This is a genomic window from Pseudoalteromonas aliena (assembly GCF_038155085.1).
Taxonomy (GTDB): Bacteria; Pseudomonadota; Gammaproteobacteria; order Enterobacterales; family Alteromonadaceae; genus Pseudoalteromonas; species Pseudoalteromonas aliena_A.
Genome location: NZ_JBAKAU010000002.1, coordinates 110,373 through 127,399 on the forward strand (window position 1 = coordinate 110,373; position 17,027 = coordinate 127,399).

Annotated in this window: 19 protein-coding genes; 13 read left to right on the plus strand and 6 right to left on the minus strand. The window is 37.3% G+C overall.

Annotated elements, in window-relative coordinates:
• The first annotated feature begins 2 nt into the window (after positions 1–2).
• From V6260_RS03290 to V6260_RS03350, 13 genes are all read left to right on the plus strand, one after another.
• Positions 3–626 (plus strand): sigma-70 family RNA polymerase sigma factor, encoded by a 624-nt coding sequence (locus V6260_RS03290; protein ID WP_002962457.1) that lies wholly within the window; start codon positions 3–5, stop codon positions 624–626.
• Positions 619–1,299, plus strand: a complete 681-nt coding sequence (locus tag V6260_RS03295; protein WP_341592661.1) for a ChrR family anti-sigma-E factor — start codon at positions 619–621, stop codon at positions 1,297–1,299. The genes V6260_RS03290 and V6260_RS03295 overlap by 8 nt, the downstream gene beginning before the upstream one ends.
• Before the next feature lie 8 nt (positions 1,300–1,307).
• Positions 1,308–2,261 (plus strand): DUF523 and DUF1722 domain-containing protein, encoded by a 954-nt coding sequence (locus tag V6260_RS03300; protein WP_341592662.1) that lies wholly within the window; start codon positions 1,308–1,310, stop codon positions 2,259–2,261.
• Positions 2,261–3,655: a deoxyribodipyrimidine photo-lyase gene (gene phrB / locus V6260_RS03305; RefSeq protein WP_341592663.1), complete on the plus strand. Its 1,395-nt coding sequence runs from the start codon at positions 2,261–2,263 to the stop codon at positions 3,653–3,655. Before V6260_RS03300 ends, phrB begins: the two co-directional genes overlap by 1 nt.
• A gap of 1 nt (position 3,656) precedes the next feature.
• Positions 3,657–4,085: a nuclear transport factor 2 family protein gene (locus V6260_RS03310; protein WP_341592664.1), complete on the plus strand. Its 429-nt coding sequence runs from the start codon at positions 3,657–3,659 to the stop codon at positions 4,083–4,085.
• Positions 4,086–4,087: 2 nt separating this feature from the next.
• Positions 4,088–4,798, plus strand: coding sequence for an SDR family NAD(P)-dependent oxidoreductase (locus V6260_RS03315; RefSeq protein ID WP_341592665.1), 711 nt, complete (start codon positions 4,088–4,090; stop codon positions 4,796–4,798).
• Positions 4,795–6,051: an NAD(P)/FAD-dependent oxidoreductase gene (locus tag V6260_RS03320; RefSeq protein WP_341592666.1), complete on the plus strand. Its 1,257-nt coding sequence runs from the start codon at positions 4,795–4,797 to the stop codon at positions 6,049–6,051. Before V6260_RS03315 ends, V6260_RS03320 begins: the two co-directional genes overlap by 4 nt.
• On the plus strand, positions 6,044–6,781 hold the full coding sequence (locus V6260_RS03325; RefSeq protein WP_341592667.1) for a DUF1365 domain-containing protein: 738 nt from the start codon (positions 6,044–6,046) through the stop codon (positions 6,779–6,781). The genes V6260_RS03320 and V6260_RS03325 overlap by 8 nt, the downstream gene beginning before the upstream one ends.
• 37 nt (positions 6,782–6,818) lie before the next feature.
• The gene (locus tag V6260_RS03330; protein WP_341592668.1) at positions 6,819–8,081 is read left to right on the plus strand and encodes a cyclopropane-fatty-acyl-phospholipid synthase family protein; all 1,263 of its coding nucleotides are present in this window, start codon (positions 6,819–6,821) and stop codon (positions 8,079–8,081) included.
• Positions 8,059–8,559 carry a DUF2878 domain-containing protein gene (locus V6260_RS03335; protein ID WP_341592669.1) on the plus strand — a complete coding sequence of 167 codons (501 nt, stop codon included), beginning with the start codon at positions 8,059–8,061 and terminating at the stop codon, positions 8,557–8,559. Before V6260_RS03330 ends, V6260_RS03335 begins: the two co-directional genes overlap by 23 nt.
• Before the next feature lie 53 nt (positions 8,560–8,612).
• Complete coding sequence (locus V6260_RS03340) at positions 8,613–9,101, plus strand: chalcone isomerase family protein (protein WP_341592670.1); 489 nt, start codon at positions 8,613–8,615, stop codon at positions 9,099–9,101.
• Between the two features lies 1 nt (position 9,102).
• A complete protein-coding gene (locus V6260_RS03345) occupies positions 9,103–9,642 on the plus strand; it encodes a DUF3833 domain-containing protein (protein WP_341592671.1) in 540 nt (179 codons plus the stop codon).
• A gap of 210 nt (positions 9,643–9,852) precedes the next feature.
• A complete protein-coding gene (locus V6260_RS03350; protein ID WP_341592672.1) occupies positions 9,853–10,128 on the plus strand; it encodes an HU family DNA-binding protein in 276 nt (91 codons plus the stop codon).
• A gap of 93 nt (positions 10,129–10,221) precedes the next feature.
• On the opposite strand, the gene ilvN is transcribed toward V6260_RS03350, so the two are convergent.
• The 6 genes from ilvN to xni all read right to left on the minus strand — a co-directional run bounded on the left by ilvN (position 10,222) and on the right by xni (position 17,024).
• Positions 10,222–10,719 carry an acetolactate synthase small subunit gene (ilvN, locus tag V6260_RS03355; protein WP_341592673.1) on the minus strand — a complete coding sequence of 166 codons (498 nt, stop codon included), beginning with the start codon at positions 10,717–10,719 and terminating at the stop codon, positions 10,222–10,224.
• Positions 10,719–12,443, minus strand: coding sequence for an acetolactate synthase 3 large subunit (locus tag V6260_RS03360; RefSeq protein ID WP_341592674.1), 1,725 nt, complete (start codon positions 12,441–12,443; stop codon positions 10,719–10,721). Before V6260_RS03360 ends, ilvN begins: the two co-directional genes overlap by 1 nt.
• Before the next feature lie 442 nt (positions 12,444–12,885).
• The gene (locus V6260_RS03365; RefSeq protein ID WP_341592675.1) at positions 12,886–13,893 is read right to left on the minus strand and encodes an isocitrate dehydrogenase; all 1,008 of its coding nucleotides are present in this window, start codon (positions 13,891–13,893) and stop codon (positions 12,886–12,888) included.
• A gap of 205 nt (positions 13,894–14,098) precedes the next feature.
• A complete protein-coding gene (locus tag V6260_RS03370) occupies positions 14,099–15,787 on the minus strand; it encodes a hypothetical protein (protein ID WP_341592676.1) in 1,689 nt (562 codons plus the stop codon).
• Positions 15,788–15,794: 7 nt separating this feature from the next.
• Positions 15,795–16,181, minus strand: coding sequence for a DUF3192 domain-containing protein (locus V6260_RS03375; protein WP_341592829.1), 387 nt, complete (start codon positions 16,179–16,181; stop codon positions 15,795–15,797).
• A 69-nt stretch (positions 16,182–16,250) separates the two neighbouring features.
• The gene (xni, locus tag V6260_RS03380; protein ID WP_341592677.1) at positions 16,251–17,024 is read right to left on the minus strand and encodes a flap endonuclease Xni; all 774 of its coding nucleotides are present in this window, start codon (positions 17,022–17,024) and stop codon (positions 16,251–16,253) included.
• Positions 17,025–17,027: the final 3 nt, after the last annotated feature.

The following is a 17,027-nucleotide window of genomic DNA, read 5'->3' on the forward strand; positions in this document are numbered from 1 at the left end:
TTATGGTAAGTCAACAACAGTCACCACGTTGTGAACCTAATACAGGTAAGTACACTGCCATGCCAGAAACGCCGAGTAAAGAACTCATGCAAGCGCTTATAGATGTTGCACAGTCACGCGATAAAAAAGCATTTTCCTATTTATTTGAATACTTTGCGCCAAAAATTAAACGCTTTGGAATTAAGCAATTTGGTGTTGAAGCTCAAGCAATGGAGCTTGTGCAAGAGACGTTAACATCTGTTTGGCGTAAAGCACATTTGTATCACAGTGATAAAGGTGCGGCTACTACGTGGGTTTATACCGTTATGCGTAACGCTTCATTCGATATGCTTCGTAAAATGAAAAGTAATAAAGAAGAAAACATAAGCGAAGATATCTGGCCGTTATTAAACGAATCACAAGATACACATCACGAATACAGTGATCATTTAGAAGATAAGCAAATTAAACGCTACCTCGATAAATTACCTATTGCTCAACGCGAAGTGGTAAGAGGGGTTTATTTTCAAGATATGTCGCAAGAACAACTTGCACATCAACTTAATATTCCAGTAGGCACGGTAAAATCACGATTACGTTTGGCCTTGCAAAAATTACGTAATGAAATGGGAGATCAGCATGATTAAACATCACCCGAGTGAAACTTTACTGAAACAGTATTGCGATGCATCACTTGCTACATCACTAAGTTTAGCCGTTTCTATACATGTAGACATGTGCCCTGTGTGCCAAGCTAAAGTCGCTAAAATTGAAGCAAGTAATGCAAATGCATTATTTAGTGAAGATACCGCTCAATTTGAGAAACCTCAAACTGGGCAAACTGAATTACTTGAAGAATTTGAATTAAATGTACTTGACATGATCACGTCCGATGATTCTATCGACGAAGTTTACGAAGTTGAACCCGTTTCCATAAAAGTTAATGAGCATAATTACCAGCTTCCACGCGCGCTAACGCGTATTTCTCATAGTAAATTTACCCAAGTTGGTAAGCTTGCGAGATCTCGTATTGCACTTGATGATGGCCCATTACGCTCTAGCTTGTTACACATTGATGCGGGTGGCGAAATTCCTGAGCATACTCATACTGGCTTTGAAGTTACTCTACTACTAGACGGCGAGTTTAGCGATGAAGATGGTAGTTACGTACCAGGTGACTTTATTTGGCAAGATGGTAGCCACCAACATACTCCTTTAACAAAAGATGGTTGTTTGTGCTTTACAGTTGTCAGTAGTGCGCTACATTTTAATAAGGGCTTCAGCAAGTTACTAAATCCAATAGGTAATTTGATTTACTAAGAGAATTTATGCACACAGATATAATAAAAATAGGTATAAGCGCATGCTTAGCAGGCGAAAAAGTAAGATTTGACACAGGTCATAAAAAGTCAAATTTCTGTATGGATGAGTTAGGTAAACACGTTGAATATACAAGATTTTGTCCGGAGGTAGCGGTAGGTTTGCCAATACCTCGTCCAACTATTCGCCAAGTAAGAGTGGGTGATACTATTAAAGTATGTCGTCCAGATGGCACTGGGGATGTAGGTCAACAACTTACAGAGTATGGTAAAAAAGTTGCAACCGAACAAGTAAAAGAGTTGAGTGGATTTGTATTTTGTGCAAAAAGCCCAAGTTGCGGCATGGAGCGCATTAAAATATATAACGAAGCTGGCACGGGTAATACCTCCGAAGGGATTGGTTTTTTTGCTGAGCAAATAATGAAGCACAACCCGTTACTGCCATGTGAAGAAAATGGACGCTTGAACGACATGCACTTACGTGAAAACTTTGTAATGAGAATTTACGTATTTAAAAACTGGCAAAATTTAGTACAGGAGCCGCTTACGGTTCACAAGCTTACTCAATTTCATTCTCAGTATAAGTATTTGTTAATGGCTCATAATTATCAGGCTTATCGTGATTTGGGTAACCTGCTAGGAACGTTCGTAGGCGACGATGTAAATGCAGTGGCGGACGAATATATTTTAGGTTTGATGACGGGTCTTAAAAAGCCAGCTTCTCGAAGAAATAACTGCAACACGCTAATGCATCTACAAGGTTACTTTAAAACTGATTTATCGAAGGTTGAAAAACAAGAACTTCGTGATGCGATAGACGAATACCGCGAAGGTTTGGTGCCATTGTATGTACCACTTACTTTGCTAAAACATCATTTGAAAGTTCATCCGAATGAGTACCTTGAAAAACAGGTGTTTTTTAACCCTTATCCTCATGATTTAAAATTACGATTTGGTATTTAATGGATACATTATTTTGGTTTAGGCGCGATTTGCGCCTTTTTTCTAACGAAGCGTTAATTCAAGCGCTAAATAATGGCGCTAAACACGCCATTTTTTTTGTGTCTGAAAAACAGTGGCAACAACACCAAACTGCGCCTATTCAGATTGACCTACTCAAGCGCCGAGTTATTTATCTTCAATCACAACTCGCTGATTATGGTATTACTTTACATATTATTGAAGCGCCTAGCTTTTGTGATTGTATGCGTGAGCTTATTAACTTTTGTAAAGCAAGCGATGTAAAACACGTAATTGCTAATACAGAATATGAGCTTAATGAAGTAAATCGCGATAAAGCAATTTTGCATGAATGCGATAAGCTTTCTATTACTTTTACTTTGCACGAAGGTGATTTAATTGCGCCTGTAGGCTCAGTTAAAAATCAAAGTAACGAAATGTATAAAGTGTTTACTCCATTTAAACGTGCATGGTTAAAGCAGTATCAAGATACACACTTTAGTTTGCCACAATGGCCTTTAACTTCTGACCCTATTGAGTTTGACGAGAGTGGTTTACTAAAAAGTGATGGGAGCTCAGATAAGTGGCCAGTTGACGACGAAACACTCTCTACCGTAGTTGATAATTTTATATGCGACAAGCTTACAAGTTACGACGACCAGCGTGATATCCCTAGTGTAAAAGGCACATCGGGTTTAAGCCCTTACTTAGCACTTGGTATTGTAAGCACAAAGCAACTGCTTATTAATATTCAGCAGCGTTATCCTGATATTTTAACTACATCAAAAAGTAAAACGTTTACGTGGATTAACGAGCTAGTTTGGCGCGAATTTTACAGGCATTTAATTGCTGAATTTCCGAAGCTTTCACGCGGCGATAACTTTAACGAAAAGTATAACGCTGTAGTGTGGCGTAAAAGCGAAAGTGATTTTAAAGCATGGTGCGAAGGGCGTACAGGTTACCCATTAGTGGATGCAGCAATGCTACAACTTAGGCAAACCGGTTGGATGCATAATCGTTTACGAATGGTTGTTGCAAGCTTTTTAACTAAGCATTTATTAATAGACTGGCGTGAAGGTGAACGCTTTTTTATGCAGCACTTAATTGATGGCGATTTAGCCTCAAATAATGGTGGTTGGCAGTGGGCTGCAAGTACGGGCTGTGATGCTCAGCCTTATTTTAGAGTTTTTAATCCTATCAGACAGAGCGAGCGCTTTGATCCAACGGGTGCGTTTATTCGTAAGTATTTGCCAGAGCTTAAAAACGTGCCAGATAAACACATTCATTTTCCACACACTTATTTAGCCGCAACGGGCAAAGATAAGGAATGTTACTGGCCATCAATAGTTGATCATAAAGCGGCACGAGAACGTGCAATTGCTGCATTTAAGGTGTGATATGGATAACCAGTTACCAGTAGATAAATTTGTTGAAATATACCAACAGCTTGATAGCACTAATCTTGATTTATTGAGTGATATTTACTGTGACAACATACAGTTTATAGACCCGATGCATGAAATTAACGGCATTGTAGAACTGCGAAGATATTTTGCTAATTTATACAGTAATGTTAAGCATTGCCAGTTTGATATTACTGATTCGTTTAATAGCAATAACAATGCTTTTATTTATTGGACCATGCATTATGCCCATCCAAAGCTTTCATCAGGTAAAACTATCTCAGTAGAAGGTCATAGCAAGCTTATTTTTAACGATGGCAAAATTATTAAGCACAGAGACTACTTTAATGTTGGCGAGTTGTTATACAAACACATTCCTTTACTTGGTAGCGTTATAAAGCTAATTGATAAAAGGGCAAGTTAATTATGATCACACTTATAACGGGTGCTACATCGGGTATTGGCGAGCAGCTAGCAATTAAATACGCGCAACGAGGAGACACTGTTATAGCTTGTGGGCGTAATAGCGAAAAGCTCGCTGAGCTTGCTAAATACGACAATATTGAAGTATGTAAATTTGATGCAACTAACCTCAAAGATATAAAAGAGTCTACAATTGGCTTTCCTCATTTTGACCGTGTTATTTTAAACGCGGGTAATTGTGAATATATAGATGATGCGCGCAACTTTGATAGCGCCCTTTTCGAGCGTGTAATAAACGTTAACTTACTTTCTATGGGATATTGCCTTGAGGCGCTACTGCCTAAAATAAATCCAGGTGGCCAGCTTGTTTTGGTCAGCTCAAGTGTTACTTATCTTGCGCTACCTCGTTCAGAAGCTTACGGCGCGTCAAAGGCCGGTGTAAGTTACTTAGCAAAAAGCTTAGCCGTTGATTTAAATGATGTTGACGTGACTTTAGTTCATCCCGGGTTTGTAAAAACCCCACTTACTAATAAAAATGATTTTCCGATGCCTATGGCCGTTACTGCTGAAAAAGCAGCTGACTACATGATTAAGGGGATTCACAAACGCCGCAAAGACGTTCATTTCCCTTATCGTTTTACACTTATATTAAAAGCATTACGCATTTTACCACTGCCAATTTGGCTTAAAATCGCAAAAGGATTAGCCCGTTGAAAAAAATAGCAATAATAGGAACTGGTGTGTCTGGTTTAACATGTGGGCATTTGCTTCACAAACATTACGATGTAACCGTATTTGAAAAAAATGATTACATAGGTGGCCACACTGCAACGGTTGATGTTGATGTTTGCGGCATAAAATACGCAATAGACACAGGCTTTATTGTATTTAATGACCGAACTTATCCATATTTTGAAAAGCTACTTTCGCGCATCGGTATTGATAAACAAACAACCCAGATGAGCTTTAGTGTGCACAACGAGGCCACTGGTTTTGAATATAACGGACATACGTTTACAAGCCTATTTGCACAGCGTCGTAATATTTTTAGACCTAAGTTTTGGCGATTATTGTACGATATTGTTAGGTTTAACAAACTATGCAAAGCAATGCATGAAAAAGGCGACTACCAATCTGAACAATCATTAGGGCAATTGCTTAACGATAACCACTTTAATGACTTTTTTAAATTTCATTATATTCTTCCTATGGGCGCGGCTATTTGGTCTACCAGTATTAAAGAAATGGAAAACGTAGGCGTTGAGTTTTTTGTTAAATTTTTCTTTAATCATGGGCTTTTAGATGTAACCAATAGACCACAGTGGTATGTAGTACCGGGTGGATCTCGTCAATACATAAAGCCGCTGATCAGAGGTTTTGCAGATAAAATAAACCTCAATACAAATATTAAATCAGTTACGCGTCAAAATGATGAAGTAACAATAGAGTTTGCCAATGGTGAGCAAAGTAAATTTGATAAAGTAATATTTGCATGTCATTCAGATCAGGCGCTAGCACTACTTGGTGATGCTACTGAGCAAGAAAAGTCAGTATTAGGTGCTATAGCTTACACTGAAAACTCAGTTGTGCTGCACACCGATACAAATCTTTTACCAGATAGAAAAGCGGCATGGGCAAGTTGGAACTACCTACTTAATAACAACACTGATAAAGCAGCTGTTGTTACTTACCAAATGAATATTTTGCAAGGTATACAATCAGATACACAGTTTTGTGTAACGCTTAACCATCTTGAAGGAATAAGCCAAAGTAAAATTTTGCGCGAGTTTACTTATCATCACCCTGTATTTAACCAAGAGTCTATTGCGGCTCAAAAACTTAAACACAGTATTGATGGACACAACAATAGTTACTTTTGTGGCGCTTATTGGTACAATGGTTTTCATGAAGATGGCGTACACAGTGGTGTAGATGTAGCCAAGCAACTTGGGGTCGAATTTGACTAGTGCAGTGTATTTAGGCGATGTTAAACATCGTCGTTTTGCTGTTAAAGAACATCGCTTTAGTTACCCTTTGTATATGATGTGGGTAGATTTAAATAATCCTCAACAACTGGATGGTGTGCATAAACACATAGGTACATCAGGCTTAAAGGCGTTAAAATTTAATGAAGCTGATTATCTCGTAGGCACCTCACAACTTGCTGAACGTCCTCTTATTGAGCGTGCACATCAACAACTTGTCAATTTAGGTATTACTGAAACCTTTTCTCATATTTATATGTTAGGGCAGCTTCGTTGTTTTGGTGTGTATTTTAGTCCTGTTAATTTTTATTTTTTTGGCCACAGCGACACCCGTTTTAAGTACATGATTGCTGAAGTGAGTAATACACCATGGAACGAGCGTCATTATTATTTAGTCCCTTTAGAAAAAAAAGTGAACTTTAAAAAGGTTTTTTCCGTATCACCTTTTATGAATCTAGACATGAACTATCATTGGCATGTTAAGCAATCGCCTGATAAAACATTGATACACATTGAAAATAAGCGAAATGAAGAGTTATTATTTGATGCTACACTTCGCTTAAAGCGCAAAGAACTTACTAAAGAAGAAGTTAATAAGTTATTTAAACGTTTTCCGGCCATGACGTGGTCTATTTTTAAAGGTATTTATTATCAAGCGTTAAAGTTGTTTATTAAACGAGTTCCTTTTTTAGGCCACTCAGGCAAGCCATAAAGCACATAGATAGTCAGGACAATTAATAGGTATTTCAATGGATAAAGTGTCGAGCGTAAATTGCGAACAAAGCACAAACTGGTTAACTAACATATATAAAAAATTAGTGATTAAAGCCTTTTCGTCAATTGAAACAGGTCAAGTTGTTTTAATTGAAGGGAATGAGCGTACAGTTTTTGGCGACCCATCTTCAGTGCTAAAAGCAACAATTATTGTAAACGATAAAGCTATGTATAAGGCATTTGCATTATCTGGGAGCGTTGGCGCTGGTGAAGCGTATATTTTAGGGCATTGGTCTTGTGACAATTTAACCTCTTTCATTGAAATATTTGCTATAAATGAGAAGCAACTGGATGAGTTTGAAAAGAAATTCGCATTTTTTAGTAATATCGCGCATCGGTTTAATCATATAAAAAACAAAAATTCTGAATCGGGTTCTAAGAAAAACATCGTTGCTCATTATGATTTAGGTAATGATTTGTACGAATCATTTTTGAGTAAAGAAATGCTTTACTCAAGTGCTGTATATCCTTCAAAAGAAGCAACGCTTGAAGAGGCTCAACAATACAAGCTGAAACGCATTTGTGAGCAAGTTGAGCTTCAAAAAAATGATTCAGTAATTGAAATTGGTACAGGGTGGGGGGCTTTTGCTATATATGCAGCCACACATTACGATTGCCATGTAACAACAACAACCATATCTGATGAACAACATGATTATGTCGCTAACAAGATTGTCGAACTTGGTCTTGAAAGTAAAATAACATTACTCAAACTCGATTACAGACTACTAAAAGGTAAATACGACAAGCTTGTTTCCATCGAAATGATAGAGGCGGTGGGTCATGAGTTCTTACCTAGCTTTTTTACCCAATGTGGTGAACTGTTGAAAGATGACGGTGCAATGCTCATACAAGCTATAACTATTGGCGATCAGCGTTATAAGCACTACTTAAAAAACTCTGACTTTATCCAGCAGTATATTTTTCCGGGCGGATGCTTGCCTTCACTTAATGAAATGAGTGAGCAGATTAAGAATAATACCGATATGGTAATTCATACTGTTAATGATATTGGCGCTCACTACGCAAGAACATTAGCAGACTGGCGAACTCGTTTTATAAAAAGTTGGCCTGATTTGGACCGCTCAAAATTTGATGAACGTTTTTATCGTTTATGGTTATTTTATTTCGCTTATTGCGAAGGCGCATTTAGAGCCAGAGCAACAAGTACGGTACATTTAATGGCCCGCAAACCACGTTTTGTTAGCGATAACGATGATATTGCGCTCGGTTACTAATTTTGTTCTATTTCAAGCAGTATGGTTTTTATCATTGCTGCTTGAAGCTGATTCGCTACTTTTTAGCGGATTAATTATTGTTTTAATGTTTTGGTTGTCAAAACAAAAAAAACAAGACACCTTACTATTGATTAAAGCCCTACCTTTAGCACTATTACTAGAATATATAGCGGTAAAGTTAGGCTTATTAGAATTTAAAGTTTATCCCTTCCCTTTATGGCTCGTCTTTTTATGGACCGCGTTATTACTTTCTTTAAATACCTCAATGATATTTTTAAGTAGATTGAAACTTTGGCAAGCCTTTTTAGTATGCATGGCTTTCGCGCCAGCAAGTTATTGGGCTGGAGCACGCTTTGAAGTAATAAGTTTAGGTTTACCTTTATGGCAGTTCTGGCTCGTTTACGGTGCGCTTTGGTCTACTGTGTTTACTGCTATTATTTTTATAAACCAAAAAATCAAGTTATTCATTAATCGTTGATCGCCCACAATTTCCATTTCGTAACACTACTCATTGACTCGATGGAGCTTATTTTGAAACTTTTACTAAAGGCAATTACTTTTTATTTGCTTACAACTTCAATTGTTTTAGCTAATACACAATTTAATAAAGTAGGCGAAGCACGAATGGAGTATTTATTTTGGGATGTATATGACGCTGTTTTATTTACCCGTTCTGGTAATTACAGCGCAGGAACGCATCCTATTAAATTTAAACTTACCTATTTACGTGACTTTAAAGCTAAAGAAATCGTAAAAGCAACAAATGAGCAGTGGAAGCATATTGGGAAAAAACAGCTAGCAGATAAATACGACAGTAAATTATTGTCTATTTGGCCTGACATCAGGCAAGGTGACTCGCTAACGTTAGTTACAAATGAGCAGGGCATGAGTACTTTTTATCATAATGACGAAAAAATTGGCGAAATAAGTGAATCTCAATTTTCGAGTGATTTTTTAGCCATTTGGCTGGATGAAAAAACCTCTGAGCCGAAACTACGAAAGCAACTATTAGGGAATTAATATGAATGTATTTAACGCGTTTAAAGCAGCTGTTATATGCTTATCTGCTTTGTTGCTGATAAGTTGTTCGGCACCAAATGTAGAGCATTATAAAAATACATCACCAAAATTTGACTTTAAAACATTTTTTAGTGGAAATTTGAAAGCCTACGGTGTTGTACAAGACTTTAAGGGAGAATTGACTCGCAAGCTTGTCGTAGATATGAATGCGAGCTGGGAAGGTAACCAGGGTGTTATTGAAGAAGACTTTGTTTATGACGATGGCGAAACTCAAAAGCGTATTTGGAAAATAACGTTAAATAAAGACAATACTTTAACGGGGTCGGCAGCTGATGTAATAGGTACAGCGCAAGGTAAAAGTGATGGCAGCGTATTTCATTGGAATTACGATGTAGAGCTTCCATATGATGGCAGTACCTTAGAAGTGAACTTTGATGATTGGATGTACCTGGTTACACAATCGCGCTTGATAAACCGCACATCTATTGTTAAGTTTGGAGTCGAGGTCGGGGAAGTGACCTTAGTTATCGAGAAAATATAGCTTATTTACCCAGTTGTTTAACTTGCACCAAAATTGTACTCGAATTAAGTCTTTGTTAACCCAACACGCTGTAATTTACCGAAAATTATTTAAATTTTACTCATTTTTTAAGAATTTAAGCAAAAAATGCAATTTGCTGTTGCTAACTCTTTAAAAATGCATAAAGATAGGTTTTGCGAAGGCAAAATAATAACGAATAGGAATCTAACAATGAATAAAGCTCAATTAGTTGAAAAAATTGCTACTGATGCAGAAATCTCTAAAGCTGCTGCTACTCGTGCTCTTGACGCGTTTACAGCTGCTGTAACTTCTTCTTTAAAAGAAGGTGATTCAGTAGCATTAGTTGGTTTTGGTACTTTCTCAGTAAAAGAACGTGCAGCTCGCACTGGCCGTAACCCACAAACGGGTGCTGAGATCCAAATCGCAGCGGCAACTATCCCAAGCTTTAAAGCAGGTAAAGGTCTTAAAGACCAAGTAAACCTTTAATCGGTTTGACAAATTAAATTAAAAAAAGAGCTATTAAGCTCTTTTTTTTTGTCTGAATGAAAGCCACCTAACGGTGGCTTATTATGTTTTTTGTCAGGCTTTAAGTGCTTTATCGCCTCGACCAATGCCAACAGCACCAGAACGTACAACTTCAATAATATCGGTTTCATGACGAAGTGTGTCTAAAAACGATTCTATTTTGTCTGTACTGCTTACTAGTTGAAGGCTATAGCTTTGTCGGCCCATATCTAAAATAAGACCTTGGAATACATCAACTACACGTGTAACAGCTGCTCGGGTTGTTTCGTCTTGGGCAAAGACCTTAACAAGTAATAACTCACGTTCAATATGACTTATTTCTGTTAAATCGATAATTTTAAGTACATCAACAAGCTTATTAACCTGCTTTGTAATTTGCTCTACAACTCTGTCATCACCCATAGTGGTAATAGTAATACGCGATAGTGATTGATCGTCAGTTGTGCCAACAGTTAGGCTGTCGATGTTATATGCACGTTGTGAAAAAAGCCCAACAATACGTGATAGGGCACCTGGTTCGTTTTCTAATAAAATAGATAAAATACGACGCATTATGCTTTTACTCCTTTACGTAACCACATCTCATCAATGCCGCCTAACTTAATTTGCATTGGGTATACATGTTCTTTTTCATCAACGTTTATATCTAAAAAGACTAATCGGTCGTTAATTGACATTGCTTTATCGATAGCAGGTTGTAACTCATCTAGTGTGTTTACTTGTATGCCTACATGGCCGTAGCTTTCAACTAACTTAACAAAGTCAGGTAGTGAATCCATGTAAGATGATGAATGACGTCCACCGTAAACCATGTCTTGCCATTGGCGTACCATACCTAAAGAGCGGTTATTGAGTGATACAACTTTTACCGCTAGGTTGTACTGCAAGCAGGTAGATAGTTCTTGAATATTCATTTGAATAGAGCCATCACCAGTAATGCACACAGACTCTTTATCAGGAAAGGCTAGCTTTACGCCCATTGCAGCAGGTAAACCAAAGCCCATGGTGCCTAGGCCGCCTGAGTTGATCCATTGGCGAGGGTGCTTAAATGGATAATATTGCGCTGCAAACATTTGATGCTGACCAACGTCAGAACTTACATAAGCATCGCCATTAGTGGCTTTATAGACAGCTTCAATTACAGCTTGTGGCTTAATTTTGTCGCCATCAGTGTTGTAGCTTAAGCACTTTTGTTCACGCCAGCTGATAATTTGACGCCACCAATCTTCTTGCGCACTTCTATCAATTTGTATTGAGCTTTTATCAATACCCGCTTGTAGTTGTTCAAGTACGGTTGCTAAACAACCTACAACTGGTATGTGTGCTTTAATTGTTTTAGAAATTGAAGTTGGGTCAACATCAACATGAACAATTGTGGCGTTTGGGCAGAATTTTTTAACATTATTGGTGACACGATCATCAAAGCGTGCACCAAGCGCTAAAATTACATCTGCGTTTGCCATTGCTTTGTTAGCCTCAAGCGTACCATGCATTCCTAGCATGCCTATAAAGTTTGGATGTACACCTGATATACCGCCAAGCCCCATTAGAGTATTTGTAATAGGTGCGTTTAACGATTCTACTAAATGTGTTAATTGCTCTGATGTATTTGAAATAACAATTCCGCCACCAGAGTAAATAACTAGCTTTTTCGCTTCTAAGATAGTCGTTACAGCTTTGCGAATTTGCTTTGAGTGTCCTTTGGTGTTCGGACTATATGTTCTCAGCTCTGTTGTTTTAGGAAATTCATATTCAAATTTGATAGCAGGGTTAAGCATATCTTTTGGAAGCTCAACAACGACAGGACCTGGGCGACCAGTGCTAGCAATATAAAAAGCTTTAGCTAAGATTGTAGGGATGTCTTTAGCACTTCTACAGTTAAAACTGTGTTTAACTACAGGGCGAGAACAACCCACAATATCGGTTTCTTGGAATGCGTCGTCGCCAATCAAATTTGTAGGCACTTGGCCTGATAACACAACCATAGGAATTGAATCCATGTAGGCCGTTGCAATACCTGTAATACAGTTTGTAGCGCCAGGGCCTGAGGTAGCAAGTACAACACCAACGTCTCCAGTAGCGCGGGCATAGCCGTCAGCCATATGTGTTGCAGCTTGTTCGTGACGTACTAATATATGTTCAATGTCATCTTGCTGAAAAAGTGCATCATATAAGTCTAAAACCGAACCACCGGGATAGCCAAATATGTATTTTACCTTTAACTCTTTTAATGCCTGAATTACTAGTTCAGAACCATTATATTCTTGTTTGCTCATCCTCATTCCTCTGTGCGCTTTTTTATGCATAAAAAAACCCCCGCGTAGTGCGAGGGTTTTTAAAAAGCAGTATCACCTTTTAATACATCCCCGCTGGGCTTATAACTAAGACCAGTACGAGTACGACTAAAAGGTTTATTTGTGTGTTCATAGTTTTTACTCTACTTAGCAAAACACTGCTTTAAATTAAAAATTCTATATAGGTTTATTTTTAAGGGTTTTTAGGCGTCAAGTCAACCTTAAAATGCTTTATTTGCATTAAAAATTCATTTCTCATCGTTTTTTAATGTGGAAGTACCAAAGCTTATAGTTCAGTTTGGCTTAGGTTGACAAAATTATGCAGATTGAAGTTGGGTGTATGTGATATGTACAAAAAACAAAAAAGCCAGCATATTAAGTTATCCTAATATGCTGGCTTTTTGCTTTAACAGTTTACTGTATATTACAGACGGTCAATTACTGATTGAGTAAAATCAGTAGTACCGTGATTGCCACCTAGATCGCGAGTTGTACGGTCGCCTGATTTAATTACATCAGCGACAGCACTACGGATGCGTTCAGCTGTGTCGCTCATGTTTAAATGCTCTAGCATTTGAATAGACGCTAAAATTACTGATGTTGGGTTAGCTAGGTTTTTGCCAGCGATATCTGGTGCACTACCGTGAACAGCTTCAAAGATTGCAGCATCTTCACCAATATTCGCACCAGGAGCCATACCTAAACCGCCAACTAAACCAGCACAAAGGTCAGATAAAATATCACCAAATAAGTTAGTCGTAACAATTACGTCAAACTCTTCAGGTGTCATTACTAGTTTCATACATGTTGCATCAACAATCATTTCATTTGATTCAATTTGTGGGTAACGCTCAGCTACTTCACGTGCAACTTTTAAGAATAAACCAGATGTTGATTTCAAAATGTTAGCTTTATGGACTGCAGTAACTTTTTTACGGCCTTCGCGTACCGCTAGCTCGTATGCAAATGTGACAATTTTCTCTGCGCCTTCACGAGTAATTATCGATTTAGCTTCAGCTTCATTACCGTCGTCACTTACCACTTGGCCGGCACCTGAGTACATGCCTTGTGTGTTTTCACGAATAGTAACAATATCAATGTCATCGTAACGTGCTTTTGTACCAACAAATGATTTAACTGGGCGTACGTTGGCATATAAACCAAATTGCTTTCGAAGTGTTACGTTAATAGATGTAAAACCTTCACCTACAGGCGTAGTTAACGGGCCTTTAAGAGTGATCTTATTTTTAGCGATAGTATCAATTGTTTCTTGCGGAAGTAACTCACCTGTTTTTTCAAGTGCAGCTAGGCCAGCATCAACAAATTCATAATCAAAGTCGCAACCTGCGGCTTTTAATATTTCAAGTGCTGAGTCGATAATGCTCGGACCGATGCCGTCGCCTTTGATCACTGTGATGGTTTGTTTGGCCATTGACTTTTCCTTTAAAGAGTTTGATTTGCACATAAATTATTACTCTGAGAGAGTAACTGCTTGTTAGGTCATTTATGCGAAAGTGCTTGAAAATTTAAGGTGGCATTTATACCAACATATTGGCCATTTTGCTAGTTTATACTATAAATACTGAGTATAAATTACATTTATAATGGGTATAAAGATATTAAATAGTTAGCATATCTTAAATAGTGTTCGACAGACCAAGAGACAGCAGCTCTTGATGGAAATCAGTTGAACTAGACCATTTCTGTATTTTTAACTGCTCATTAAGTATTTCCTGTTGCCAAACAGTTAACTCAATCTCAGGTTTAAAAATACTTTGCGCAATTATTTTTAGTGTCGTCCAAAGTTTTTGAGAATCTTTTAAATGCTTTTTAGGTATTTGTTCTGCTTCTAATAACGTAATTGTCCAAGGATTATCACTTAGTAGGTGAGTCAGTTGTTGTTTTAGGTGTTCGCTATCGATCGTATTAACTCCAAAAAAGGAGAAAACAGGTACGCTCATTGTTTTATTTGGTATGTCGTCAATAAGTGTCTTACGAGAAAGCTGTGTACTATATTGTGTCATTAAAAAATGAACGTAAGCATATAGGGGCAAAGTAATATGCTCAAACTGATTTTTTTTATTTTTGCTAACGAGCAAAGCCACGATTTTTACTAATGCATTTAACCTATTAATTATGTATGCATGTAAAGGGTGGGGAATTACATTAACAAGCTGTTCGAAAACAACACGTTGGATTATCGCAGGGGCATTATAATACCCCACCATAGATAAACTATGTTTTAAATCTTTAGCAGGTATATGATCTTTATTATATGGTTGCACCGCTTCACATAGGTTTGCAATTAAGTTTTTGTGTTCAGCCATTATATTGCTTAAGCCTTTGTAACTATATTCATGTTTTAATTTTATTTGGCTTATTAAATCAAGCAATTTAACAGATTCACTCTGCGAAATAACTTTTTTAACTGCTATATGTTCGCTATTCCAAACGTTCAAATGCAAATTTTCATCATTGCAGCGCCATTGCTTTGAATTGTCGTTTAGTGAAACTTTGACTCTATACCAAGTAATTTTTTTATTATTATATGGGTTTACGAGTAAATGACGTTGTTGTTGATCTGTAGCTAAGTATACCATTGATTGTTCAGCATAAAGCACTCGACTACCGGGTAAAAGTGGTCCAATTTGACGTATTAAGGCTTTAATGATTTTTTGGGCAAATATATTAGGGGTTTTTATATATAAATCACTGAGAGCTTTAAAAAGACTTATTTGTTTATTTGAACTCGTATAAGTGATATTCATTACAATAATATTGGCAAGTGCAACTAATGTTAAGCCATTATCATAAAGCATAATTTTAGGCGTACTAACCAGTGCCTGTTTGTATTTATTTATTTTGGCCAAAATTTGTGTAATTAACTTTACCGAATCACCACTAAACAATAGAACTTTTGCTGCAAGTTGGTGACGCAGTTGCCAATGTTTTTTATCATTATTGGTAAAACTAGTTTGCTCAGAGAGTTTATTTAGTTGTTTACAAACACATAAATGTTCTACTAGCGCTGCACTAATATATAGCTCACTTAGTTCTTTATTATAATTTTGGCTCGCACACATTACTGTAGTTAATATGCATTGCTTGATGACTAAGTTTTTAGCATAATCATATTTAGGATTATACAGGCAGAGCTGGGCTTGTAAGGCAAAAGGCTGCTCACTATAAAGTACTCTATATTGCTCAGATAGTTGGCAAATTACAGGATAAAACCCTTGCCATTGTTCTTTGTCGTTAAATGAAGCTAAAAACACTGCTGTTTTTTCAAATAAGTTGTTCAGCTTTACTGACACAGGCTCACTCATTAGAATTTCACCTAACTATTTCCTGGTATTTGTTATAGGCACTAGGGCCCCATAAAATGAGCGAACCATTTTTAAATAATAGCCCCGTACATTCGTCCATAGTTGTAATGCCATCAGAGGTTATATGCTGTGTTCTATAAAAAACGATTTGTAAAACTAGTTCCCCTTCACGCTTAGCGTAGGTTAAGTCAGGGCTGCCTAAATAATCAAGAACGCTATTTAATGAAGTTGGTTGCTCAAGAGATAGTTTTTCTATATAGCGTTTATTGAAAGCTTCTCGGTCTTGCCAGATCATAGCCTGAGGATCATCTTTATAAAAGGTGATCACTAATGTTGCTATCAGTGCATATAGTCCTAAACCTAAAATTAAATATCTGCTAAATTTTTTCAATATGCTTTACTCTGACTGCCGAAACTAAAAATAATATACGTTTTGTAATGTATAGAGGCTATTAAATTGCGACTAATTTAGCCTTAACTGCTTTAAACTAAAGCCTAAATTTATATCGGTGCGTAAACTAACCAAGTGCTTTGAAATTACGTACATATCCATACTCGCGATCAACTTTGCTTTAATACTTGGGCTTAGGGACTCATCTTCGGCTGCTTGTTCAATTGAGTTATAGTTATTAACTATTTGCTGCGCAGACTTTGTGCCAATACCTTTTACGCCGGGTATATCATTGGTTTTATCACCTGCTAAAGCCCAAAAATCAACCAGCTTATGTTTCTCTACTCCAAAACGCTCTTTTATACTTGTTTCATCAAGGTATACCTTTTTAAAGTAATCGTAAACGGTAATATAAGGGCCAATATGCGGCAAAAACCCTTTATCGGTTGATACGACTATATTACTTATTTGATTACTGGCGGCTTTGTAAGCAAGCGTTGCTATTATATCATCGGCTTCATCGTTAATAGGCTCAAATACAACAATACCTGTTTCTTCAATTGCGGCTTTGAAATGCGATAGGGCATCTTTTAATATTTGGGGCATTGGCGCACGTGAGTGTTTGTAATCTTTATAAAAATGATAACGCCAGCTTTTATCACCATCAAAAACGGCAATTGCATGGGTAGCATTACTTGCATTCAAAAGCTTTTTACACGCATGAGCAACACGGGCACTGCATGTTTGTATCATCTGCTCGTCGCTATAATGTTTTTGATTAGCGTCAACAGCGTAAATGCGCCTAATTAAATTAAGCGCATCGATAAGAAGTAAGTGGGGTTTCAAACT